The organism is Erwinia tasmaniensis Et1/99 (assembly GCF_000026185.1).
Lineage (GTDB): Bacteria > Pseudomonadota > Gammaproteobacteria > Enterobacterales > Enterobacteriaceae > Erwinia > Erwinia tasmaniensis.
Window position 1 is genome coordinate 1682761 of sequence record NC_010694.1, and the last position, 22323, is coordinate 1705083.

22 protein-coding genes are annotated in these 22323 nt (G+C 55.3%); 12 read left to right on the forward strand and 10 right to left on the reverse strand.

Features of this window, described 5'->3' with window-relative positions:
- The first annotated feature begins 169 nt into the window (after positions 1 to 169).
- The gene (locus ETA_RS08510) at positions 170 to 739 is read left to right on the forward strand and encodes a VOC family protein (protein ID WP_042958835.1); all 570 of its coding nucleotides are present in this window, start codon (positions 170 to 172) and stop codon (positions 737 to 739) included.
- On the opposite strand, the gene ETA_RS08515 is transcribed toward ETA_RS08510, so the two are convergent.
- Positions 733 to 1878, reverse strand: coding sequence for a MalY/PatB family protein (locus ETA_RS08515; protein ID WP_042958836.1), 1146 nt, complete (start codon positions 1876 to 1878; stop codon positions 733 to 735). The genes ETA_RS08510 and ETA_RS08515 overlap by 7 nt on opposite strands.
- A gap of 87 nt (positions 1879 to 1965) precedes the next feature.
- On the opposite strand from ETA_RS08515, the gene cutC reads away from it, so the two are divergent.
- Both cutC and ETA_RS08525 read left to right on the forward strand, forming a co-directional pair.
- Complete coding sequence (cutC, locus tag ETA_RS08520) at positions 1966 to 2721, forward strand: copper homeostasis protein CutC (protein WP_012441218.1); 756 nt, start codon at positions 1966 to 1968, stop codon at positions 2719 to 2721.
- A 373-nt stretch (positions 2722 to 3094) separates the two neighbouring features.
- The gene (locus ETA_RS08525; protein ID WP_012441219.1) at positions 3095 to 4309 is read left to right on the forward strand and encodes a hypothetical protein; all 1215 of its coding nucleotides are present in this window, start codon (positions 3095 to 3097) and stop codon (positions 4307 to 4309) included.
- Positions 4310 to 4375: 66 nt separating this feature from the next.
- Here the strand turns inward: ETA_RS08525 and cmoB are convergent, their stop codons facing one another.
- From cmoB to ETA_RS08550, 5 genes are all read right to left on the reverse strand, one after another.
- The gene (cmoB, locus tag ETA_RS08530; protein ID WP_012441220.1) at positions 4376 to 5341 is read right to left on the reverse strand and encodes a tRNA 5-methoxyuridine(34)/uridine 5-oxyacetic acid(34) synthase CmoB; all 966 of its coding nucleotides are present in this window, start codon (positions 5339 to 5341) and stop codon (positions 4376 to 4378) included.
- Positions 5341 to 6081 carry a carboxy-S-adenosyl-L-methionine synthase CmoA gene (cmoA, locus tag ETA_RS08535; RefSeq protein WP_012441221.1) on the reverse strand — a complete coding sequence of 247 codons (741 nt, stop codon included), beginning with the start codon at positions 6079 to 6081 and terminating at the stop codon, positions 5341 to 5343. Before cmoA ends, cmoB begins: the two co-directional genes overlap by 1 nt.
- A gap of 85 nt (positions 6082 to 6166) precedes the next feature.
- Complete coding sequence (locus tag ETA_RS08540; protein ID WP_012441222.1) at positions 6167 to 6562, reverse strand: MAPEG family protein; 396 nt, start codon at positions 6560 to 6562, stop codon at positions 6167 to 6169.
- A gap of 86 nt (positions 6563 to 6648) precedes the next feature.
- Positions 6649 to 7473 (reverse strand): DUF72 domain-containing protein, encoded by an 825-nt coding sequence (locus ETA_RS08545; protein ID WP_042958841.1) that lies wholly within the window; start codon positions 7471 to 7473, stop codon positions 6649 to 6651.
- A gap of 105 nt (positions 7474 to 7578) precedes the next feature.
- Positions 7579 to 8145, reverse strand: a complete 567-nt coding sequence (locus tag ETA_RS08550) for a hydrolase (protein ID WP_012441224.1) — start codon at positions 8143 to 8145, stop codon at positions 7579 to 7581.
- Between the two features lie 312 nt (positions 8146 to 8457).
- Here ETA_RS08550 and aspS point away from each other — a divergent pair, with 312 nt between their 5' ends.
- The 6 genes from aspS (at position 8458) to ruvB (ending at position 13743) form a co-directional block, all read left to right on the forward strand.
- A complete protein-coding gene (gene aspS, locus ETA_RS08555; RefSeq protein WP_012441225.1) occupies positions 8458 to 10245 on the forward strand; it encodes an aspartate--tRNA ligase in 1788 nt (595 codons plus the stop codon).
- A complete protein-coding gene (nudB, locus tag ETA_RS08560) occupies positions 10245 to 10679 on the forward strand; it encodes a dihydroneopterin triphosphate diphosphatase (protein WP_012441226.1) in 435 nt (144 codons plus the stop codon). The genes aspS and nudB overlap by 1 nt, the downstream gene beginning before the upstream one ends.
- A gap of 69 nt (positions 10680 to 10748) precedes the next feature.
- A complete protein-coding gene (locus ETA_RS08565; protein WP_012441227.1) occupies positions 10749 to 11492 on the forward strand; it encodes a YebC/PmpR family DNA-binding transcriptional regulator in 744 nt (247 codons plus the stop codon).
- A 31-nt stretch (positions 11493 to 11523) separates the two neighbouring features.
- Positions 11524 to 12045, forward strand: a complete 522-nt coding sequence (gene ruvC / locus ETA_RS08570; protein WP_012441228.1) for a crossover junction endodeoxyribonuclease RuvC — start codon at positions 11524 to 11526, stop codon at positions 12043 to 12045.
- Between the two features lie 70 nt (positions 12046 to 12115).
- Positions 12116 to 12730 carry a Holliday junction branch migration protein RuvA gene (gene ruvA, locus ETA_RS08575; RefSeq protein WP_012441229.1) on the forward strand — a complete coding sequence of 205 codons (615 nt, stop codon included), beginning with the start codon at positions 12116 to 12118 and terminating at the stop codon, positions 12728 to 12730.
- An 8-nt stretch (positions 12731 to 12738) separates the two neighbouring features.
- A complete protein-coding gene (gene ruvB, locus ETA_RS08580; protein WP_012441230.1) occupies positions 12739 to 13743 on the forward strand; it encodes a Holliday junction branch migration DNA helicase RuvB in 1005 nt (334 codons plus the stop codon).
- A 44-nt stretch (positions 13744 to 13787) separates the two neighbouring features.
- Here the strand turns inward: ruvB and znuB are convergent, their stop codons facing one another.
- Both znuB and znuC read right to left on the reverse strand, forming a co-directional pair.
- Entirely contained in the window at positions 13788 to 14573 is a 786-nt protein-coding gene (gene znuB, locus ETA_RS08585; protein ID WP_012441231.1) for a zinc ABC transporter permease subunit ZnuB, read from the reverse strand.
- A complete protein-coding gene (gene znuC, locus ETA_RS08590; RefSeq protein ID WP_012441232.1) occupies positions 14566 to 15324 on the reverse strand; it encodes a zinc ABC transporter ATP-binding protein ZnuC in 759 nt (252 codons plus the stop codon). The genes znuB and znuC overlap by 8 nt, the downstream gene beginning before the upstream one ends.
- 77 nt (positions 15325 to 15401) lie before the next feature.
- On the opposite strand from znuC, the gene znuA reads away from it, so the two are divergent.
- From znuA to lpxM, 3 genes are all read left to right on the forward strand, one after another.
- The gene (gene znuA / locus ETA_RS08595) at positions 15402 to 16361 is read left to right on the forward strand and encodes a zinc ABC transporter substrate-binding protein ZnuA (protein WP_042958844.1); all 960 of its coding nucleotides are present in this window, start codon (positions 15402 to 15404) and stop codon (positions 16359 to 16361) included.
- 12 nt (positions 16362 to 16373) lie between these two features.
- A complete protein-coding gene (mepM, locus tag ETA_RS08600; RefSeq protein ID WP_012441234.1) occupies positions 16374 to 17699 on the forward strand; it encodes a murein DD-endopeptidase MepM in 1326 nt (441 codons plus the stop codon).
- 137 nt (positions 17700 to 17836) lie between these two features.
- Positions 17837 to 18808: a lauroyl-Kdo(2)-lipid IV(A) myristoyltransferase gene (lpxM, locus tag ETA_RS08605; RefSeq protein ID WP_012441235.1), complete on the forward strand. Its 972-nt coding sequence runs from the start codon at positions 17837 to 17839 to the stop codon at positions 18806 to 18808.
- 62 nt (positions 18809 to 18870) lie between these two features.
- On the opposite strand, the gene ETA_RS08610 is transcribed toward lpxM, so the two are convergent.
- On the reverse strand, positions 18871 to 20112 hold the full coding sequence (locus ETA_RS08610) for an MFS transporter (RefSeq protein WP_012441236.1): 1242 nt from the start codon (positions 20110 to 20112) through the stop codon (positions 18871 to 18873).
- A gap of 213 nt (positions 20113 to 20325) precedes the next feature.
- A complete protein-coding gene (pyk, locus tag ETA_RS08615) occupies positions 20326 to 21807 on the reverse strand; it encodes a pyruvate kinase (RefSeq protein WP_012441237.1) in 1482 nt (493 codons plus the stop codon).
- Between the last annotated feature and the right edge of the window lie 516 nt (positions 21808 to 22323).

The following is a 22323-nucleotide window of genomic DNA, read 5'->3' on the forward strand; positions in this document are numbered from 1 at the left end:
TGCCGCCGGTGACGAAACGTTTCGCCGCGCATCCCTCGCGGCGGGTAATTCAGGTTGTCCCCCTGGCCCGCAGCCCTCACGTGGCCGATAATGGCCTGATATTTTAGGGTAGAGTACTGAGCCATCCTGGGCCACTTAGCTGGGATCGATCTAGAAAAAAGGATTGTGTATGTCAGAGATGAAAAATGTGGAAGAGCTGGCCGATTTAGCCGCTGATTTGCCGCGTTTTACCCAATTGCTCACCCACCTGGCGCAGCGCTTAGCGCTGGATTTGCTCCCGCTGGAGGTTGACCATATAGCGTTACGTTGTCACCAGAACGCCACCGCAGAGCGCTGGAAGCAGGGGCTGTTACGCTGCGCCACGTTATTTTCACAAAAGGAGATTGCCGGACGGCCCATCGCTCTGTTTGAATTAGCCACGCCGCTCGACGTCGGGCCGTGGAAAATTAGCGTGGTCGAACTGCCGTGGCCGGGCCAGCGCCTCTATCGCCATGAAGGCTGGGAACATGTGGAGGTGGTATTACGTGGCGATGCGAGCACGTTGGGCACGCGCGCGCTGGCGCTGATGGCCGACGAAGGGCTGATGCAGCAGGGTATAGCGATTAAAACCAGCGCGCCGCAGGGAGCCGGTGAAAAGCTGCCGAATCCAACGCTGTCGGTAACCGATGGCCAGGTTACCATCAAGTTCCATCCGTGGAGCCTGAAGGAGATCGTCGCCAGCGAAAGTGAGGTTCAGTAACCGCTCGTCAGCGCCCGCGTCATACGCTGTAGCGCCTCTTCCAGCAGCTGACGCGGGCAGCCAAAGTTAAAACGAACAAAGCGGTCGTTGCCGAAGTCGCGTCCGGATGAGAAGCCAAGCCCATGCTTTTCAAAGAAAAGCGCCGGGTCGGCCACGCCGAGGCCGCTGGCATCGATCCAGCCGAGAAAGCTGGCCTCCGGCGTGACCATGCTCAGGCCGGGTAGCCTGTTGACGTGCTGCGCCAGCATATCCCGATTAGCGCGCAGATAATCCAACTGCGCGTCCAGCCAGGGCTGACCCTCGCGCCAGGCGGCGCTGGCGGCGACATAAGCCAGCACGTCGACATCCGGTACCATTCCTTTGCGCATGCGGTTAAAGCGCGCGCGCAGTTCAGGGTTGGGGATCACCGCCAGCGAAGCGCCCAGCCCGGCGATGTTGAAGCTTTTAGACGGCGACATCAGGGTTATCGAGCGCTGGGCCGCATCATCGCTCAGGCTGGCGAAGGGGATATGCTGCACGCCCGGCTCCAGCACCAGATCGCAGTGGATCTCATCCGAACAGACCAGCAGATCGTGGCGCTGCGCAAAGCGTAACTGCGCCTCAAGTTCCTTTCGGCGATATACGGTGCCGCCGGGATTATGTGGATTACACAGCAGCAGCAGCTTTTCGTTACCGCTCATCCGGTCCTCATGGCTGTCCAGATCCAGCACCCAGCGCTGCTGCTCCAGCCGTAGCGCCGCGCTCAGATGCTGCCGTCCGGCTAGTTTGGGTGCCAGGAAGAACGGCGGGTAAATGGGCGTTGCGGAGACGGTGCTTTGATGCGCTTCGGTAAAGGCGCGCACCGCGATATTAATACCGGTCACGACGCCGGGTAAAAACACCAGCCATTCAGGCTGAATTTTCCAGCCAAAGCGACTCTCCATGCGTTCAATGGCCACCTCTGCCAGCGCCTCAGAAGTGACGCCGTAACCGAATACACCCTGTTGGACGCGTTGCTGTAAAGCATCAATAATGCAGTCGGCAGCACGAAAATCGGTATCAGCAATCCATAGAGGAAGAATATCCCGGTCGGCGTACTTTTTCCATTTAAGGCTATCGCTGTGACGGCGGTCTATCCGCTGGTCGAAATTGAATGGCATGATATCGCTCTCCGTTAATTGAAGCACTAATCCAACGGTGCTAAGTATACATAAACAATCAGGCCAGCAGTGATACCGGAGGACAGGATGCGACAACTGGAAATATGCTGCTACGGAGTTGAATGTGCGGTCACGGCAGAACGTGCGGGTGCCGACCGTATCGAATTATGTTCTGCACCTGCGGAAGGCGGGTTGACTCCTTCGGCGGGCGCATTAGACAGCGCGCGCCGTCGGGTGAGTATCCCGGTTCACCCAATCGTGCGTCCAAGAGGAGGGGATTTTTGTTACAGCCCCAGTGAGTTTGAGCTGATGAAGTCCGATATTTCGTTTATCCGTGAGCAGGGATTTCCGGGACTGGTTATTGGCCTGTTGGATGTTGACGGTCACGTTGACCAGCGGCGTATGCGCCAGGTGATGCAACTGAGCCAGGGGATGGACGTCACCTTTCATCGTGCATTCGATCTGTGTCATAACCCGCTGCTTACGATGGCCCAGATTGCGGATTTAGGCGTGACGCGCATCCTGACGTCCGGCCAGCAGCAAAGTGCTGAAAGTGGCTTACCTTTGATCAGGGAACTTATTCGCCAATCCAATGGCCCGATGATTATGGCCGGAGCGGGAGTCCGTTTAAGCAACCTGCAAAAGTTTATTGATGCCGGCGTGATGGAACTCCACAGTTCCGCAAGCCAGCGCGTTTCCTCAACCATGCGTTACCGCAAAGCGGGCGTTTCAATGTGTTCGGAAACTGAAGTCGACGAGTTCAGCCGTACCTGTGTCGATGCCGACGTGGTCGCCGCGATGAAAAACGTGCTGATGGCGGCTTCACCGGGACGCGTGGCATGACAGGTTGAGATGCCGTTGACGTTTCCCCAGCGTCAAACGAGCAGCAGATTTTACCGCACAGCACGCCGAACCTTGACGTGATGTTTGCCAGTACCGGACCCCAGCACCTTTGCTGGGGTTTTTTTTGTCTATTGAGATAATGATATTGATCAGCAGGCTGATTGGCATGGCGACTTAGTTAACCAAGTGGTCAATCGGCGGTGCCTTATACCGCCGGGTATCCGCTGTAAACTCGATAATAAACGGCAATTAAGACCTCTCAAAATACGGGTTTAGTTTTTTTGATGGTTTTTTTAATCGGGCAGGGGTAAAAGTCTTAAGCCGTTGAGAAGAGAGCCGGCGAGAAAATTAATATTAATACAGGGATTGTGTGATGCCAGAATTAGCCATTAATACAGGGAATAGACTCTTCGAGACCAGACGTGCTAATACCAGTGCGGAATTTCCTGGGACGTTAAACAATCAAGACAAAGCTATCATCAGGGAGATTGTTAGGGTAGCAAATGCACCTTCCACCTTTCAGGTAAACAAAAATGAAAAAATTGCCCCGCTAATTCAGTTAACTGTTGAGAGTTTAGTTGAGTCAAGCCATGCCCATATCAAAGAACATCAATTTTTAATACAACAGGCGGCGGCTTACTCAGACCCCATACCAAAGCTGAAACCACTCGGGAATTATATTCACTCAACAACATTATGGCATGATCTAAAGAATATCTCGTTTGAACAGTACCCTGTTGCGGCTACCTGTATTGCCAGCGAACGGGCAAAATATCTTGAACCCACTAGTGATATCACACGCGATCATCAAATATTAGATTCATCCATAATAGAACAGTTTGAGATGATCGCTATCGATAAAAATGTAGGAGATCGTGTCTTCATATTGGGTTCTCCTGTTCACGAAGCTCTTTCCCGCCATGGACTGTCGTCAGCTGGGGCCAGGGAAAAGCTGGAGATCCTTGCCGCAGAAGGGCCAGTACGGAATCTTGTTGCCACGGGTGACCTCAACGTTGAAGAAGCGATGTTGAAGTTTGGCATTGTGTCACACAAGGCGAGGGAAGTGCTGGAGAATATTGCTGCAAAAGGGGCGGCAGGGGACGTTGCAGGCAAGAGCTTCCTCCACATTGAAGATGTGATGTTGAAGTTTGGCATTGTGTCAACTGGGGCGAGGGAAGTGCTGGAGGTTCGTGTTGCAGAAGGAGCGGCAGCAGAATGCGTTAGCAAGGGGTGGAACCTTGAATCCATTAAGGCAGAGTTCGGAATTGTGTCAGAGAAGGCAGTGGTGAAGCTTGAGGAAGCATTCGTCAAAGACAGGCTGGTGCCCCTCATTAATAATGATTTTTCTGCTTCTGCCGCTCTGTTGAAATATGGCATTAAGTCCGATAGCGCAAGAGACCTTCTTGAAGCTGAAACGGGACTAACGAGTGGAAAATATCGTGTTCTGAGAGGTGAGCCGTGGACTGAAGTGGTGAGAAAATGCGGGATCCGTGAAGATAGTTTAGCAGCGGATACGTTGAAAATCCTGGCTGATAAAGTGGCGAACGACCCGCATGAAATCACCAGACATCCTGTCTGGACTGGATGATAGCCGGGCCGAACGTCCTTACATTCGGCCCGGAGGATTGAGGTCAATACTTAGCATGGCGGGCTATCAGGGTTTCGTTGCTACCAGCACGGCGCGTAGCGGGGCGGGATAGCCTTCTATCGTTTTTGTCGGATCGTCAGGATCGAGGAATTCGGCCAATGACTCGCTGGTCATCCAGCTGGTGCGGCGCTGCTCGTCGGTGCTGGTGAAAGAATGGTCAACGATACGCACGTTGACGAAGCCGCATTTCTCCAGCCAGTTTTTCAGCGCTCCGGCCGAAGGAATAAAGTAGATATTGCGCATCTGAGCGTAGCGCTCGCCCGGAACAAGCACCTGCTGGTCGTCAGCATCTATCACTAAGGTCTCCAGCACCAGTTCACCGCCGCTGACCAGCTGGTTTTTTAACTGGTGCAGGTGGTCGAGCGGTGAACGGCGATGGTAGAGTACGCCCATGGAAAACACCGTGTCGAACGCCTTCAGCTCCGGCAGCTGTTCAATGCCCAGCGGCAGCAGGTGAGCGCGCTGGTCATTGCCCAGCAGTTTACGCAGGGCCTCAAACTGACACAAAAACAGCTGCATCGGGTCGATACCGACCACTAGCCGTGCTCCCGCGCCGAGCATGCGCCACATGTGATAGCCACTACCGCAGCCGACATCCAGCACGGTACGGCCGGCCAGCGATGAGATATGGGGCAGCACCCGATCCCACTTCCAGTCAGAACGCCATTCGGTATCGATATTCACACCGTACAGCGAGAAAGGGCCTTTGCGCCACGGCATCAGATTGCGCAGGAGTTTCTCAATTCCGTCACGCTGGCGCAGGGTGAGCTGGCTGCTGTCAGCCGTCACGCCATGCAGTAAATCCAGCGTTTCTGGCTCCAGCGCCGGCAGATATTCCACCGCGCGATCCCAGTTTTTGAAATGACCGTGCAGCGATTCGCGCTGCCAGCCAGCAAGCTGGGCGGGTAGGGTTTCCAGCCAGTGTGAGAGCGGGCTTTTAGCGATGAGTTGATAAAAGTTGGTAAAATCCATCAGGCGTGACCTGCTTTCAGAGCGACCAGAGAGCCAAAGTTAAAACACTGGAACCACAGTTCTGCATGTTGGAAACCGGCCAGCTTCAGGCGCTGCTTATGCGTTTCCACGCTGTCAGTGAGCATCACGTTTTCTAACATGCTGCGTTTCTGACTGATTTCCAGCTCGCTGTAACCGTTGGCGCGTTTAAAGTCGTGATGCATGTTGAATAACAGCTCGCCCACGTCCGCATCATTGAAGCTGAACTTCTCCGATAACACCAGCGCCCCCCCCGGCTTCAGGCCCTGCCAGATGGTATTCAACAGCTGCTGGCGTTCTTCCGGCCGCAGAAATTGCAGGGTAAAGTTCAGCACCACCAGTGAGGCATTTTCAATGGGCACCCGGCGGATATCGGCTTCGATCACCTCAACCGGCGTATCGGCACGAAAGGCATCAATATGGCGGCGGCAGCGTTCAACCATGGCCGGTGAGTTATCGACGGCAATGATCCTGCAACCGGATGCCTTGATATTGCGCCGCACCGAAAGGGTGGCAGCGCCCAGTGAACAACCGAGGTCGTAGACCTGAGAGTCTTCCTGTACAAAGCGCTCGGCTAACATCCCAATCATTGAAATGATATTTGCATAGCCGGGCACGGAACGCTGAATCATGTCGGGAAACACTTCAGCAACGCGCTCATCAAACGTCCAGTCGCCGAGATTGGCTACCGGCGTAGAGAACAGCGTATCGCGGTTAGACATAGTGGTAAGTCCGGGGAAGCTAACAGAAAGGGCGTATTCTGGCAGAAAGCGGCCCAGGCTGCATCTTTTCTGCCATTTAGCCGGGTTAATCCGCTGTCAGTATCAGATCCCAGGGCAGGAACATCAGATTGACGATGACCATCCCCAGCAGGGAAAGGAGCGTCAGGATCATGCCATTACGCCGCCACAGCAGTGTGCGGCTACGCAGGCCCCAGGCGTGTAACAGGCGACCAAAGAAGAAAAACAGGCCCAGCAGATGAAGCAGCCAGATACTGGCCCCGTTCATTTCCATCATCACCAGCAGCAGCAGGGCGATCGGAATATTTTCCACCGCATTACCGTGAATTCGGATGGCAAGCTGAATGTCAGAAACCCCGCCATCGCCAATGGATACGCGGTACTGGCGGCGCAGGCGCACAACGTCCAGCGAGAGTTTAATTATAAAGAGCGCGCCAAGCACTACGTAAAGAGCACTAACCATGCCATACCCCATCATGTAAGAAATATCCTGCTGACAGGGTAGCTAACAATTGTCAGGCTGTCGCCTTACATCCTGACAGGATAATTTCAAAACAATCTTTCCTGCTGCGGCCAGTCGGGCGCTTCACCCAGTTGTGGCAGCACTCGCTGTAGTTCGGGCCACAGGTGGCGTACCAGATCCGGCGCGAAGCCAACGTCCGGGGTGTGAATAAATAACCACGGCTGGCCCGCACGACTCCATTGCGGTAAACGATCCAGCCAGGATTGGAACCAGCGCAAATTGGCCTGTGCATCATCCCCGCCGATAAACCGGATCATCGGCGCATCAGACGTCATGACCGCGTGCACCGGTAGCTTTGGCTTTTTACGCTGGGCTTCAATGATGGCCGCGCTGGATGGCATGGCGCTGTGAACGCCACGCGTATCGAGGATAACCCGGTTGACGTTACGCTGGTGCAGCCCGCGGTTGAGCGCGCGCTCCGCCTCGCCTTTGGCAAAAAATTCAGGATGCCGTACCTCAACGCCATAGCGAAACTGCCGGGGCAGCGCGTCCAGAAACGCCCAAAGAGCGGGCAGGTCTGAAGGTGAAAAGGCGGAGGGAAGCTGTAGCCAGTACTGGCCGATGCGGTCTGCCAGCGGGTCCAGCAGGCTGAAAAATTCCGCACAGAGGTCGCCACACTGACGCAGCGCGGCCTGGTGACTGATGGTGGCGGGAAATTTGAAGCAGAAACGAAACTCGTCGTGCGTCATTGAACGCCAGCGCTGCACCACCTCAGGTTTCGGCAGAGCGTAAAGCGTGGTGTTGCCTTCAACACAGTTAAAGTGGCGCGCATAATCTTCCAGGGTCGTCATCCCCAGCTTCTTCCATTGCGGGTGCTGCCACTGCGGCAGGCCGAGGTAAAACGGCATCATAACGTTTCCTGTTAAGAGTGCTTGCCGCCGAATGTAACGTTTCCGGCGACGGTAGCGCAAGAAAGCATGAGGGGGCATCGCTGCATTGCGCCAACCGGCAGCGGATCACAGGGCGGCTATCACCTCATCACATTGGCGAACGCGGGCGATACGCGGGAAGATCCAGTTTACGCTGGCTTCATGCTGCTCGCGGCTGGCCGTGCTGCACATATCTTCGGCGACGATCAGATTAAAGCCCAGTTCCCAGGCATTACGCGCCGTGGATTCGACGCCCATGTTGGTGGCGATGCCGCCCAGCACCAGCGTGTCGACGCCGCGACGCCGCAGCTGCAGTTCCAGGTCGGTGCCGTAAAAAGCCCCCCACTGGCGTTTGGTCACGTTGATATCACCAGGCTGCACGCCTAAAGCGGCAGGAAAGTTCCACCAGTTTTCCGGCAGCGCCGCGCCGCCGTGCGCGGCATCAACCGGCTGCCGCAGCGCGTCAGTAAAATCGGGCGACCAGCCAACGCGCACCAGCACTACCGTTGACTGCGCTTCGCGAAACCGTTCCGCCAGCTTCGCGGAGCGTGTTATCACGTCATAGGCGTTGTGAGGGGCCTGGGCAAACGGCAGGATCCCTTCCTGCAGGTCAATCAGCACCAGCGCGGTGGTTTTGGGGTTCAGTTTCAACATAACTCTCTCTGATCGGGTAGCGAAAAAAGGTAAGAATACAAAGCAAAAGTTCCTTGTTACGATGAAATTAATGTTGTTAAAGCGACGAGTTGTGTTAGCGGGTATGTCATGCGGCTGCGGTTTTGTTAATCAGTTGACGGCAATGCGGTGATCCCGGATGTTTTTCTGGCGTTTTCCCACGCGGACAACACTTATCCTGTGAGCCGTTTTCCATTATAATGAACGCCATTTTTCGCGGCAGCAGCGCCACTCAGAGCCGGATATTGATTAAACATGCCGTGCCAGCAGCGCTGAAGTTAAAAGGATATCGTTATGCGTACCGAGTATTGTGGACAGATCAACCTGTCTCATGTAGGCCAGCAAGTGACATTGTGCGGTTGGGTTAACCGCCGCCGCGACCTCGGCAGCCTGATCTTTATTGATATGCGTGACCGTGAAGGTATCGTACAGGTGTTCTTCGACCCGGACCGCCAGGAAGCTTTCACGCTGGCTTCTGAACTGCGTAACGAGTTTTGCATTCAGATCGTTGGCACCGTGCGTGCACGCGACGAAAAAAATAAAAATGGCGACATGGCGACCGGTGAAATCGAAATTTTCGCCACCGAGCTGACCATCATCAACCGCTCTGAACCGCTGCCGCTGGATTCGAACCACATTAACAGTGAAGAAGCGCGGCTGAAATATCGCTATCTGGATCTGCGCCGTCCTGATATGGCGAACCGCCTGAAAACCCGTGCCAAAATTACCAGCTTCGTGCGGCGTTTTATGGACGATCAAGGTTTCCTCGACATTGAAACGCCGATGCTGACCAAAGCCACGCCGGAAGGCGCTCGTGACTATCTGGTACCAAGCCGCGTGCATAAAGGGAAGTTCTATGCACTGCCGCAGTCGCCACAGCTGTTTAAACAGCTGCTGATGATGTCGGGCTTCGATCGTTACTACCAGATTGTCAAATGTTTCCGTGATGAAGATCTGCGCGCCGATCGCCAGCCTGAATTTACCCAGATCGACGTGGAAACGTCATTTATGACCGCCCCGCAGGTGCGCGAAGTGATGGAGCGTCTGGTGCGCGAACTGTGGCAGGACGTCAAGTCGGTGGATCTCGGCGCATTCCCGAGCATGACTTTCGCCGAAGCGATGCGCCGTTATGGTTCGGATAAGCCGGACTTGCGCAATCCGATGGAGCTGGTGGATGTTGCCGACCTGCTGAAGAACGTTGAGTTTAAGGTGTTCTCCGGCCCGGCTAACGACGTGAAAGGGCGCGTGGCGGCGCTGCGGGTTCCGGGTGGGGCAGCACTTAGCCGTAAACAAATTGACGATTACGCCAAGTTTATTGAGACCTACGGTGCGAAAGGCCTGGCTTACATCAAGGTTAACGAACGTGCTAAGGGCATTGAGGGGATCACCAGTCCGGTGGCGAAATTCCTCAATGCAGAGATCGTTGAATCCATTCTACAGCGTACCGCAGCGGCCGATGGCGATCTGATCTTCTTCGGTGCCGACAGTGCGAAAGTGGTGGCCGATGCGCTGGGCGCGCTGCGCCTCAAGCTGGGGCGCGATCTGAACATCACCAACGGATCCGTCTGGGCTCCGCTGTGGGTGCTGGACTTCCCGATGTTTGAAGATGATGGTGAAGACGGGCTGACCGCCATGCACCATCCGTTTACCGCGCCAAAAGAGATGTCGCCAGAACAGTTGAAAAACGCGCCCGAAACGGCCATTGCCAACGCTTACGATATGGTGATCAACGGTTATGAGGTGGGCGGCGGCTCAGTGCGTATTCACAACGGTCAGATGCAGCAGACGGTGTTCGGCATTCTCGGCATTACCGAGCAGGAGCAGCGAGAAAAGTTTGGCTTCCTGCTGGACGCGCTGAAATTTGGCACGCCTCCGCACGCCGGCCTCGCCTTCGGCCTTGACAGGCTGGTGATGCTGCTGACCGGAACGGATAATATCCGCGACGTGATCGCCTTCCCTAAAACCACCGCTGCGGCCTGTCTGATGACGGAAGCGCCGAACTTCGCTAATCCGGCGTCGCTCACCGAGTTAGGTATCGAGGTGGTGAAAAAGGCTAAAGATCGTCCGTCAGAGAATGATTAATGGCCTTTAAGCACCCGGTTTCGGTTCTGGTCGTGATATATGCTCGCGACACCGGGCGGGTGCTGATGTTGCAGCGGCGTGACGATGTGGCTTTCTGGCAGTCGGTAACCGGCAGCCTGGAGCCGGGCGAAAGCCCGGCACAAACGGCCCGGCGCGAAGTGCAGGAAGAGACGGGGATTGACGTTGAGGGTGAGAGGCTGACGATCGTCGACTGCCAGCACCACATCGAATTTGAGATTTTTATGCACTTTCGCCATCGCTACGCGCCGGGCACCACCCATAATCGGGAACACTGGTTCACCCTGGCGTTGGCGAACGAACGAAATATCACCTTGAGTGAGCATCTGGCCTTTCGGTGGCTTGCGCCATCGGCCGCGGCTGCGCTCACCAAGTCCTGGAGTAATCGCCAGGCAATTGAAGAATTTGTCAGTTAATTTGGTTTATTTTTTCACTTAGCCAGCAAGATAGTCTGTGCAACAGGTAATACGGAGAGAATATTTAACATGGCGGGACATAGTAAATGGGCAAATACCAAGCACCGTAAGGCGGCTCAGGATGCCAAACGCGGTAAAATCTTCACCAAAGTTATCCGTGAACTGGTGACCGCTGCCAAACTGGGCGGTGGGGATGCCGGCTCAAACCCACGTCTGCGTGCGGCAATGGACAAAGCGCTGGCAAACAACATGACGCGTGACACCATGAACCGCGCTATCGCACGCGGTGTTGGCGGCGATGATGATTCCAATATGGAAACTATCATCTACGAAGGCTACGGCCCGGGCGGCACCGCCGTTATGGTTGAATGCCTGAGTGACAACCGCAACCGTACCGTTTCTGAAGTGCGTCATGCTTTCACCAAAACCGGTGGTAACCTCGGCACTGACGGATCTGTGGCCTACCTCTTCACCAAAAAGGGCGTGATCTCATACGCACCCGGCCTGGATGAAGACGCGGTGATGGATGCGGCGCTGGAAGCGGGCGCTGACGACGTGATGACCTATGACGACGGCGCGATAGACGTGTTTACCGCCTGGGAAAACATGGGCGCGGTGAAGGATGTGCTGGATGCAGCCGGACTTCAGGCAGACAGTGCTGAAGTGACGATGATCCCATCGACGAAAGCCGACATGGATGCAGAGACCGCGCCGAAACTGCTGCGTCTTATCGATATGCTGGAAGATTGCGACGACGTACAGGAAGTTTACCATAACGGTGAAATTTCTGACGAGGTGGCGGAGACGCTGTGAGGTTTAGCCGTTCGCCTGCCGGGAGTGCAGAATGGCAATAATTCTGGGGATTGACCCCGGTTCGCGCATCACCGGCTATGGCGTGATACGCCAGACGGGGCGGCAGTTAACTTATCTGGGCAGCGGCTGTATCCGCACCAGCGTCACCGACCTGCCGTCCCGCCTCAAGCTGATTTATGCCGGAGTGAGTGAAATTATCACCCAGTTTCAGCCGGAATATTTTGCGATTGAGCAGGTATTTATGGCGAAAAATGCCGATTCGGCGCTTAAGCTCGGGCAGGCGCGCGGCGCGGCCATCGTCGCCGCGGTGAATCAGGATCTGCCGGTATTTGAGTATGCGGCACGTCAGGTAAAGCAGACCGTGGTCGGGATTGGCAGCGCCGAGAAAAGCCAGGTGCAGCATATGGTGCGCACCTTGCTTAAACTGCCCGCCAACCCGCAGGCGGATGCGGCGGATGCGCTGGCCATTGCCATTACCCATTGCCACCTGAGCCAGAACGTCACCCGCCTGGGTGAGGGTAATCTCAACCTCGCACGCGGCCGTCTGCGTTAAAAGCTGGATATCTATCCAGCTTTTTTTATGCTATAAACTCCCTCAATACCGTTATCTGAAGGAAGCTATTGTGATAGGTCGTCTTAGAGGCATTATCCTGGAAAAACAGCCGCCGGTCGTGTTGATCGAAGCCAGCGGCGTCGGTTATGAGGTGCAGATGCCAATGACCTGTTTTTATGAGCTTCCTGATATTCAGCACGAAGCCATCATCTTCACCCATTTCGTGGTGCGTGAGGATGCCCAGCTGCTGTTCGGCTTCAACAGCAAGCCGGAACGCGCGCTGTTCCGCGAACTGATTAAGGTTAACGGCGTGGGTCCGAAGCTGGCGCTGGCTATCCTTTCCGGCATGTCGGCACAGCAGTTTGTCACCGCCGTCGAGCGTGAAGAAATTGCCGCACTGGTGAAACTGCCGGGCGTCGGTAAAAAAACCGCCGAGCGTCTGGTGGTCGAAATGAAAGACCGCTTCAAGGGAATGCATGGCGATCTGTTTGCCAGCGATGCACCGTTCGCGCTGACCAGCGAAATGCCTAAAGAGACGGCCAACGATGCCGAGGGTGAGGCCGTAGCGGCGCTGACCGCGCTGGGCTACAAGCCCCAGGAGGCCAGCAGAATGATCGTTAAGGTGGGTAAACCGGATGCTGACTGCGAAACATTAATTCGTGAAGCCCTGCGCGCCGCAATTTGAGGTAGAGCATGATAGAAGCCGATCGCCTGGTCTCCGCCGGGGTTATCAGCGAAGAGGAAGTCATTGACCGCGCCATTCGCCCCAAAATGCTGGCAGAGTATGTCGGTCAGCCGGTGGTGCGCGAACAGATGGAAATCTTCATTAAAGCCGCCATGATGCGCGGCGATGCGCTCGATCACCTGCTAATTTTCGGCCCTCCCGGTTTGGGAAAAACCACGCTGGCGAATATCGTTGCCAACGAGATGGGCGTCAATCTGCGCACCACTTCCGGGCCGGTGCTGGAGAAGGCTGGCGATCTTGCCGCGTTACTGACGAACCTTGAACCGCACGATGTGCTGTTTATTGATGAGATCCACCGCCTGTCGCCCGTGGTCGAGGAGGTGCTCTATCCGGCGATGGAAGATTATCAGCTGGATATCATGATCGGCGAAGGGCCGGCAGCGCGCTCAATCAAGCTCGATCTGCCGCCGTTTACCCTGATCGGTGCGACCACGCGAGCCGGTTCACTCACGTCGCCGCTGCGCGACCGTTTTGGCATCGTGCAGCGTCTGGAATTCTATCGCGTTGAGGACTTGCAGCATATCGTCGGGCGTAGCGCCGCCTGCCTCGGCCTGCCGCTTAGCGATGAAGGTGCCCTTGAAATCGCCCGCCGTGCGCGCGGTACGCCGCGTATCGCCAATCGGCTGTTGCGCCGCGTGCGTGACTTTGCCGAAGTGCGGGCGGGCGGAGAGATGAGTGGTGACGTGGCGTCGAGAGCGCTGGATATGCTCAGCGTCGATTCCGAAGGCTTTGACTATATGGACCGCAAACTGCTGCTGGCCATTATCGATAAATTTACGGGCGGGCCGGTCGGGCTGGATAACCTGGCGGCGGCGATTGGTGAAGAGCGCGAAACCATCGAGGACGTGCTGGAACCTTATCTGATCCAACAGGGATTTATTCAGCGTACGCCACGCGGTCGTATGGCGACTCAACATGCTTATAAGCACTTTGGTATCACGCGGGAAGGGTAATCTGCTCCAGTCCCTCGCGGCAACGCCGCAAGGGACTGACGTGATCACATCAGCGGTTTCTTTATCATACTTAGCATAAACATCAGCGATGCGCCCAGCACCACTGAGGGCCCGGCCGGAGTATCATAAAACGCCGAGAAGCTTAACCCGGTGGTGACCGCCAGCACGCCGACCAGGACGGCCAGCGCCGCCATCTGCTCCGGGGAGCGGGCGAAGCGGCGCGCGGTGGCTGCCGGGATGATCAGCAGGGAGGTAATGATCAGCGCACCCACGAACTTCATCGCCACGCCAATCGTCAGTGCGGTAATCAGCATCAGCATCATTTTTGTACGCTGTATATTAATGCCATCCACCTGTGCCAGCTCCGGGCTAATGGTCAGCGAGAGCAGGGCGCGCCACTGCCATGCCAGCAGCCCCAGCACCAGCGTAACCCCGGCCAGAATAGCCCACAGATCCCCCGGCGTCACCGCCAGCAGGTCGCCAAACAGGTAGGCCATCAGATCAACGCGTACGTCGGACATCAGGCTCACGACCACCATGCCTAACGACAGCGCGCTGTGCGCCATAATCCCCAGCAGGGTATCCAGCGCCAGATGCGGGCGGCGTTCCAGCCAGACTAAAACCAGTGATAACAGCAGCGTGACCGCGATCACCGCGTAGAAAGGGCTGACGTTAAGCAACAGGCCAAAAGCGACGCCGAGCAGGGAAGCATGAGCCAGGGTATCGCCAAAGTAGGACATGCGGCGCCAGACGACAAATGAGCCAAGCGGCCCGGCGGCCAGCGCCAGTAACACCCCAGCCAGCCAGCCGGGCAACAACAGTTCAATCATGACGGGTCAATCCCCTGCGCAAGATAATTCGTCCCTGGAGATCGTGACGGTGATTATGGTTGTGGCGATAAATCGCCAACTGTTCGGCACCGCGAGAGCCAAACATGGAGATAAATTCAGGGTGTTGTGACACCGCTTCCGGGGTACCGGAACAGCAGATATGGTGATTAAGACACAGCACCTCATCGGTTTTCGCCATCACCAGATGCAGGTCATGCGAGACCATCAAAACGCCACAGTTCAGCTCGCGGCGCAGCTGGTCGATAAGATCGTACAGTGCGACCTGGCCGTTGACGTCCACTCCCTGGGTCGGCTCATCAAGCACCAAAAGCTGTGGCTGGTTGAGGAGCGCCCGTGCCAGCAGCACGCGCTGCATTTCACCGCCGGAGAGCTTTTGTAACGGAAACTCCAGCAGGTGAGCCGCCTGAACACGTTTTAAGGCAGGCAAAATATCACTACGTTTTACGCCGGGGCGGAGCTGCATAAAACGTCCTACCGAGAGCGGCAGGGTGGCGTCGAGATGAATTTTTTGCGGAACGTAGCCAATACGCAGCTGCACAGGGCGCTGCACGATACCAGAAGTGGGGGCAGTCAGCCCCAGCACCACGCGAACCAGCGTGGATTTACCCGCGCCGTTCGGCCCGAGCAAAGTCAGAATGCGGCCAGGCTCCAGCGAAAGTGACACGTTGGAGAGCACCTGTCGCTGACCAAAGTTTACTGAAATTTTTTCAAGGGCGATCAAAGTGGTCATGTTAATTACAGTTTGCAGAAAATTTCAAATGTTATAATATCACAAAATACCCGCTCACCACGATGGAAGGAATCATTATGTTACATAAAAAATTGCGCACGATTTCAATGCTTGCCGGGGCTACCGTTGCCGCTGCGCTGGCGCTTCCGGCACAGGCGGCCGTGGTCGCCTCGGTCAAGCCCGTGGGCTTTATTGCTGCGGCCATCGCCGACGGCGTGACTCCGGTAGACATTCTGCTGCCAGATGGCGCATCAGAACATGATTATGCACTACGTCCATCTGACATCAAGCGCCTGCGGGATGCGGATTTAGTCGTCTGGGTTGGGCCAGAGATGGAGGCCTTTATGAGCAAGTCGGTGGCGACCCTGCCGGCTCAAAAAAATGTTGAAATGGGCCAGTTGCCGGGGGTGAAATCACTGCTATTGAAGGGCGCAGACGATGACGAAGATGAGCACCATGACGAGCACGCCGTGGCGTCAGCAGCGCACGCGCACGCGCACGAACACCATCATCACGGGGAGTATAATATGCACCTGTGGATGTCCCCGGAGATTTCAAGAAAAACGGCCATTGCAATCCACGCAAAATTGTTGGAACTTATGCCGGCTAGCAAGGACAAATTAGACGCTAACCTGCAGCATTTTGAAGCAGAGCTGGCGTCTACCGATGCTAAAATTAACAGCCAGCTTGCGCCGGTAAAACATGAAGGGTATTTCGTTTTTCATGATGCTTACACTTACTTTGAAAAGCACTACGGTCTGAACCCAACGGGTCATTTTACCGTAAACCCTGAAATTCAACCCGGCGCACAGCGTTTACATCAAATACGTACTCAATTGGTTGAGCAAAAGGCGGTTTGTGTCTTTGCTGAACCACAGTTCAGGCCGGCCGTGATTGAAGCTGTTGCCAGGGGTACCAAAGTGCGTTCGGGCACTCTGGACCCCCTCGGCACAGCCATCTCTCCAGGCAAAGACAGCTATGTTCAGTTTCTTACGCAGCTGTCCAGCCAGTATTCGAGCTGCCTGAAAGGAGATTAAAGGGAGTTGTAAGTGCAGCAAAAACTCAACGCTATCACCCTGGCGTTTAACAGTTTATCTCGCCCCCACCGCATCATGCTGGGGGCGCTCACCGTAGTGACACTGGCCGTTGCCGTGTGGCGGCCGTATGTCTATCATCCTGATAGTGAAAGTCCGATAGTGAAGCGGGTCGAGCTGGAGAAAGAACAGCTTCGCACCTTGCTGCCGGAAGCCAGCGAACCCATCGATGTAGACAGCCCCTCTCCGGAAGACGATCTCCCCAAAGATGAAATTGATGACGATGCCGCCAATGAAAGCGGCACCCATGACTATGTCATTTCGGGCGGAGACACGCTCAGCAGCGTGCTGAATCAGTACGGTATTGAAATGTCTGATATCAGCCAGCTGGCTAAGAGCGATAAAGAGCTTCGTAATTTGCAAATCGGGCAGCAGCTGTCATGGACGCTGAATGACGCCGGGCAGTTACAGCGCCTGACCTGGGAAGTGTCCCGGCGTGAAAGCCGTACCTACGATCGCACCGCAGACGGCTTTAAACTGTCGTCTGCGATGCAGAGTGGCGAATGGCAAAATCACGTGCTTAACGGGGTCGTCAACGGTAGCTTTGTTAACAGCGCGAAATCAGCCGGCTTGAGCAGCGGCGAAGTGAGCGCGGTGATCAAATCTTTGCAGTGGCAGATGGATTTTCGCAAGTTGCAGGATGGCGACAGGTTTGCGGTACTGACGTCGCGTGAAATGCTGGACGGTAAAAGTCAGCAAAGCCAACTGCTGGGAGTGCGGCTGAACAGCGGCGGTAAGGATTATTATGCTATTCGTGCCGAGGACGGCAAGTTTTACGATCGCAGTGGGTCGGGGTTGTCGAGCGGCTTCATGCGTTTCCCCACCGTTAAACAGTATCGTGTCTCTTCGAACTTTAATCCGCGCCGTACTAATCCGGTAACCGGCCGCATCGCCCCGCACAAAGGCGTAGATTTTGCGGTGCCTGTGGGCACGCCAGTGCTGGCCATCGGTGATGGCGAAGTCATCGTGTCCAAGCGCAGCGGTGCGGCTGGGAACTATGTGGCCATTCGTCATGGCCGCCAGTATATGACGCGCTACATGCATCTCAAAACGCTGCTGGTTAAGCCTGGTCAAAAGGTGAAGCGGGGCGATCGTATTGCCCTTTCGGGCAATACAGGGCGATCGACTGGCCCACACGTTCACTTTGAGGTTTGGATCAATAATCAGGCGGTAAATCCTCTGACCGCCCGTCTGCCGCGGATGGAAGGGCTGAACGGAAAAGATCGTCGTGACTATCTGGCCCAGGTGCGCGAAGTGATACCCCAGCTGCGCATCAAATAGTCCTTCCTCAGGATTACAGAGCCGATCGGCTATGCCGTTCGGCTTTTTTATTGGCGCTTTAGGAGCAATGGGTCGGTTATCATTGCAAAATTGCACGTCAGCACTATCATAAACCGGTTATTGTTTAGGACCCGTGCATGGAAAACAGAAAAAAAAGCAACGTCGAATTCATCCCCCTTTTTCAGAAGTCCTTTTTATTACCACGCTATTGGGGAAGTTGGTTAGGCGTTGGGGCCTTTGCTGCTCTGACGTTGATACCGCCACGCCTGCGCGATCCTTTGCTGGGCGCGTTGGGGCGTAAAGCCGGAAAACTGGCCCGTAGCGCACGCCGCCGCGCGCAGATCAACCTGCTATATTGTCTGCCTGAAAAATCGGAAGCAGAGCGCGAGCAGATCATCGACGACATGTTTGCCACCGCCCCGCAGTCAATGGCGATGATGGCCGAGCTGGCGCTGCGGCCCGAAGCGGCTAAGTCGCGTATCCGCTGGCATGGTCGTGAAATCGTCGATGCGCTACGCGACAGCGGGCAGAACGTCATCCTGCTGGTGCCGCACGGTTGGGCGGTTGATTTACCTGCAATGGCGTTGGCTTCTGAAGGGCAGCGGATGGCCGCCATGTTTCATAATCAGAGCAACGAGGTGATTGATTACGTCTGGAATCTGGTGCGTCGGCGTTTTGGTGGCCGTATGCATGCACGCAACGACGGCATCAAGCCGTTTATCAGCTCGATCCGTCAGGGGTACTGGGGCTATTACCTGCCCGATCAGGATCACGGTGCCGATCACAGCGAATTTGTCGATTTCTTTGCGACCTACAAAGCCACGCTGCCTGCCGTAGGGCGGATGATGAAAGTATGCCGTGCAAAAGTGGTGCCGCTGTTTCCGGTCTATGATAGCAAAACCCACTCACTGGATATCTATCTGCATGCGCCGATGGACGATCTGCCGGATACCGATGACGTCACCCAGGCGCGCCGTCTGAATGAAGAGGTCGAAGCGTTTGTTCGGCCACACCCGGAGCAGTATACCTGGATACTGAAACTGCTCAAGACGCGTAAGCCGGGCGAAACGGAACCCTACGATCGTAAAGAACTCTATCCGAAAAAGTAAGATAAACAATAATGGGGAGCAACGCTCCCCATTATTTTCGCTCGGACGGTCAGCCTGACTGATTACGCGATGTCGACTTTTTTCAGCGTAGAACGGCGCTTCCACTCCCGTAAAAATGCGCCTACCAGCACAAACCAAAGTACGCCGCAGGCCAGGTTTACAAGGCTAAAGCCTCGTGCTCCGATGCTAAAGTAAGCATATTTTGCCAGCTCAATGCCTGAAGCAAACACCAGAATACTCACCATGCCAAGCATCGCGGCCACGCTGCCTTTTCCCGCACTGCTGGAGAACAGCGTCAGGCGATAAAGCCCGGCGTTGACCAGCCCGGTACCAAACCCGTAGAGACTCAGCCCCGCGGTGAGCCACAGATAGCTGTGGTTGTCGATGGCAGACGCAAGAGCCGATACCGCCAGCCCCAGCAAGATAGGCCATGCGCCCAGCCGCAGTGGACGGTCGATAGCCACCCGTGAAGCCAGCTTGCCCAGCGTCAGATTACCGGCAATCATTGCCACAAACACCGGAAGTTGCAGTAACGCATAGTCCATTCGACTTAGCCCGGCGTCATGGATCAGGATCACCGGCGACAGCGCAACCCAGGCAAGGCAGGGGATGGTCACCAGGCCAATTGCCAGTGAACCGCTGATCACCTGGCGGTCTTTGACCAGCGCCAGATATCCTTTACCGAGCGATTTCAACGACACGGATATTTCTGGGTCGCCTGAAGTCTCCGGCATGGTGCGCCACAGCCCGAACAGGGCAACCGCGGTCACCAGGCCAAAAAGCCAGAACATGGTACGCCAGTCGCCTATCTCCAGAAATGCGGCACCGGCCAGCGGTCCTGCCAGCGGGGCGATCAGCGCCACGTTAGCCATCAGCGCCATGATACGCACGCTCAGCGCCTCGTTGAAGGCCTCCTGGATGGCGGCGTATCCCACGGCACCGATAAAGCACAGGCTGGTCCCCTGCAAGAATCGCAGCAGAATAAACTGTTCAATGCTCTGCACCCAGTGAGTCGCCAGACAGGTAAGCATAAAGAAAGCCACGCCGGACAGCAGCACCGGCCGCCTTCCAAGCTTGTCGGACAGCGGGCCGAGCAGCCATTGCAGCGTAATGCCACCGATCAGATAGGCGGTCAACGAGGCTGAGACCCATTCAGGACTGACCCGGAACTCCTCGGTGACCAGCAGCATGCCGGGCTGGATCATGTCATGAGCAATATAGGTGGCAAACTCAAACAGGACTAATGATAACGGGAAAATCAGATGTCGGCCGGTGAGCTTCGACAGAGGGATGTAAGACGCCATTCTGGCTCCTTCCAGGGTTGCATAAAAAGTATAAAAGCACAAAGGCTTAGCGACCGCGCTAACATACCGTATTTTTACCTGAAAATACTGCAAAATTATCACCAGATGGTAAAGCACATCTATCGGTTAAGCGGCAACGGCGTATAGCAGAGGAACAGCAGGAGGCAGGGGATGAAAAGCTATTGGGCCGGAACCCAATAGCCTGAGGCAGGATTAGTCAACGCGCAGCACGCGGCTGGTATTGGTTGTGCCGGTGGTGCCCATTACGTCGCCCTGAGTGACGATAACCAGATCGCCGGATATCAAAAAGCCTTTATCCCGCAGCAGGTTAATCGCATCGTGCGCCGCAGCCACACCCTCATTATTACTGTCGAAATAGACCGGCGTCACGCCACGGTACAGCGTGATAAGGTTTAGCGTGCGCTCATGTCGCGACATGGCAAAAATCGGCAGGCCTGAGGTGATACGAGAAGTCATCAGCGCGGTTCGGCCAGATTCCGTCATGGTGATAATCGCAGTAACGCCCTGTAAATGGTTAGCGGCATACATGGCTGACATGGCGATAGCTTCTTCGATATTGTCGAACTGAACGTCCAGACGATGCTTAGAAACGTTGATGCTGGGGATTTTTTCTGCACCCAGGCATACTTTGGCCATAGCCGACACGGTCTCTGCCGGATACTGACCCGCCGCTGTTTCTGCGGATAGCATCACTGCATCAGTACCATCCAATACGGCATTCGCCACGTCCATCACTTCAGCACGCGTGGGCATCGGATTGGTGATCATCGATTCCATCATTTGGGTGGCGGTGATCACCGAACGGTTCAGCTGACGTGCACGGCGAATAAGGGCTTTCTGGATACCGACCAGTTCAGGATCGCCAATTTCTACTCCCAAATCGCCTCGTGCGACCATTACCACGTCGGACGCAAGAATAATGTCATCCATTGCCTCCTGGCTGGCAACCGCTTCAGCACGCTCTACTTTGGAGACTATTTTTGCTTCGCAGCCTGCCTCGCGGGCCAGTCGGCGCGCATAGTTCAGGTCTTCCCCACAGCGCGGGAAGGAAACGGCCAAATAGTCAACGCCGATTTTGGCCGCGGTCAGGATATCCGCCTTATCTTTTTCAGTCAGTGCTTCTGCAGAAAGACCGCCACCCAGCTTGTTAATGCCCTTGTTGTTCGACAGCGGGCCACCAACGATGATTTCGGTGAAAACCTTCATGCCCTTAACTTCAAGAACCTTCAGCTGTACGCGGCCATCGTCCAGTAGCAGGATATCGCCGGGCACCACGTCAGAAGGCAGGCCTTTATAATCAATGCCCACTCTTTCCTTATCGCCTTCACCTTTGCCGAGGCTGGCATCAAGCAGAAAATGCTCACCCACGTTGAGGAAAACTTTTCCTTCCTTGAAGGTTGATACGCGGATTTTTGGCCCCTGCAGGTCACCAAGAATGGCCACATGGCGGCCCAGCTTCGCCGCAATTTCCCGCACTTTATTTGCGCGCATCTGATGATCGTCCGCGCTGCCGTGCGAGAAGTTCAGACGTACCACGTTGGCACCTGCAGAGATGATCTTCTCCAGATTGTTGTCACGGTCGGTAGCGGGCCCCAGCGTCGTGACAATCTTGGTTCTCCTCAGGCGGCGAGAAGGGTATTTAGGGTGAAGAAATGGAGATGATTGGTTATTCATTATGCATGACCTGAAGTGAATAGTTAGTCTATCTCGGTAGATTAAGGTGTGCTTATGCCCTGAACAGTCGGAGTCACTGAGGTAAGAAAAGGACACGCACATATAAAGTATCACCTCATGAGGTAAACTCAATAGGCTGGAGTCGGGTCAGATACCTCATTTTTTAATGAGATGACGGTAACACGCAAGAGGGAGGCGGGCACAGCTGCCATCATTTGTACGCGCCAACCCGGCCGCGGTGAGAAGCGGCGAGAGCGATCCGGGGGGACATTTCAGACTCATTCCGTCCGCCTGACGCTTAAATATGCTGAATAAATCCGATTTCTATAGTTTTTCGTGATATTTTTCAATGACATGATTACTCATACATTTCGTCGATTGCAGTCGAAGGAGAAATCAATGTCGTTTTGTAGAGAATAGAGCGGCAGCCTGTATGCAATAGTTGCGATAAAGCAGAGAAAATCCTGTTTTTGACTAAGGTTTTATCTGTGTCGTGTTGAGTGGGTTCGCCCGCCA

Excerpts from the sequence above, each read along its gene's own strand:
- ETA_RS08510 (WP_042958835.1), top strand. The coding sequence starts at position 170 with ATGTCAGAGATGAAAAATGTGGAAGAGCTGGCCGATTTAGCCGCTGAT.
- ETA_RS08515 (WP_042958836.1), bottom strand. The coding sequence starts at position 1,878 with ATGCCATTCAATTTCGACCAGCGGATAGACCGCCGTCACAGCGATAGC.
- cutC (WP_012441218.1), top strand. The coding sequence starts at position 1,966 with ATGCGACAACTGGAAATATGCTGCTACGGAGTTGAATGTGCGGTCACG.
- ETA_RS08525 (WP_012441219.1), top strand. The coding sequence starts at position 3,095 with ATGCCAGAATTAGCCATTAATACAGGGAATAGACTCTTCGAGACCAGA.
- cmoB (WP_012441220.1), bottom strand. The coding sequence starts at position 5,341 with ATGGATTTTACCAACTTTTATCAACTCATCGCTAAAAGCCCGCTCTCA.
- cmoA (WP_012441221.1), bottom strand. The coding sequence starts at position 6,081 with ATGTCTAACCGCGATACGCTGTTCTCTACGCCGGTAGCCAATCTCGGC.
- ETA_RS08540 (WP_012441222.1), bottom strand. The coding sequence starts at position 6,562 with ATGGTTAGTGCTCTTTACGTAGTGCTTGGCGCGCTCTTTATAATTAAA.
- ETA_RS08545 (WP_042958841.1), bottom strand. The coding sequence starts at position 7,473 with ATGATGCCGTTTTACCTCGGCCTGCCGCAGTGGCAGCACCCGCAATGG.
- ETA_RS08550 (WP_012441224.1), bottom strand. The coding sequence starts at position 8,145 with ATGTTGAAACTGAACCCCAAAACCACCGCGCTGGTGCTGATTGACCTG.
- aspS (WP_012441225.1), top strand. The coding sequence starts at position 8,458 with ATGCGTACCGAGTATTGTGGACAGATCAACCTGTCTCATGTAGGCCAG.
- nudB (WP_012441226.1), top strand. The coding sequence starts at position 10,245 with ATGGCCTTTAAGCACCCGGTTTCGGTTCTGGTCGTGATATATGCTCGC.
- ETA_RS08565 (WP_012441227.1), top strand. The coding sequence starts at position 10,749 with ATGGCGGGACATAGTAAATGGGCAAATACCAAGCACCGTAAGGCGGCT.
- ruvC (WP_012441228.1), top strand. The coding sequence starts at position 11,524 with ATGGCAATAATTCTGGGGATTGACCCCGGTTCGCGCATCACCGGCTAT.
- ruvB (WP_012441230.1), top strand. The coding sequence starts at position 12,739 with ATGATAGAAGCCGATCGCCTGGTCTCCGCCGGGGTTATCAGCGAAGAG.
- znuB (WP_012441231.1), bottom strand. The coding sequence starts at position 14,573 with ATGATTGAACTGTTGTTGCCCGGCTGGCTGGCTGGGGTGTTACTGGCG.
- znuC (WP_012441232.1), bottom strand. The coding sequence starts at position 15,324 with ATGACCACTTTGATCGCCCTTGAAAAAATTTCAGTAAACTTTGGTCAG.
- znuA (WP_042958844.1), top strand. The coding sequence starts at position 15,402 with ATGTTACATAAAAAATTGCGCACGATTTCAATGCTTGCCGGGGCTACC.
- lpxM (WP_012441235.1), top strand. The coding sequence starts at position 17,837 with ATGGAAAACAGAAAAAAAAGCAACGTCGAATTCATCCCCCTTTTTCAG.
- ETA_RS08610 (WP_012441236.1), bottom strand. The coding sequence starts at position 20,112 with ATGGCGTCTTACATCCCTCTGTCGAAGCTCACCGGCCGACATCTGATT.
- pyk (WP_012441237.1), bottom strand. The coding sequence starts at position 21,807 with ATGAATAACCAATCATCTCCATTTCTTCACCCTAAATACCCTTCTCGC.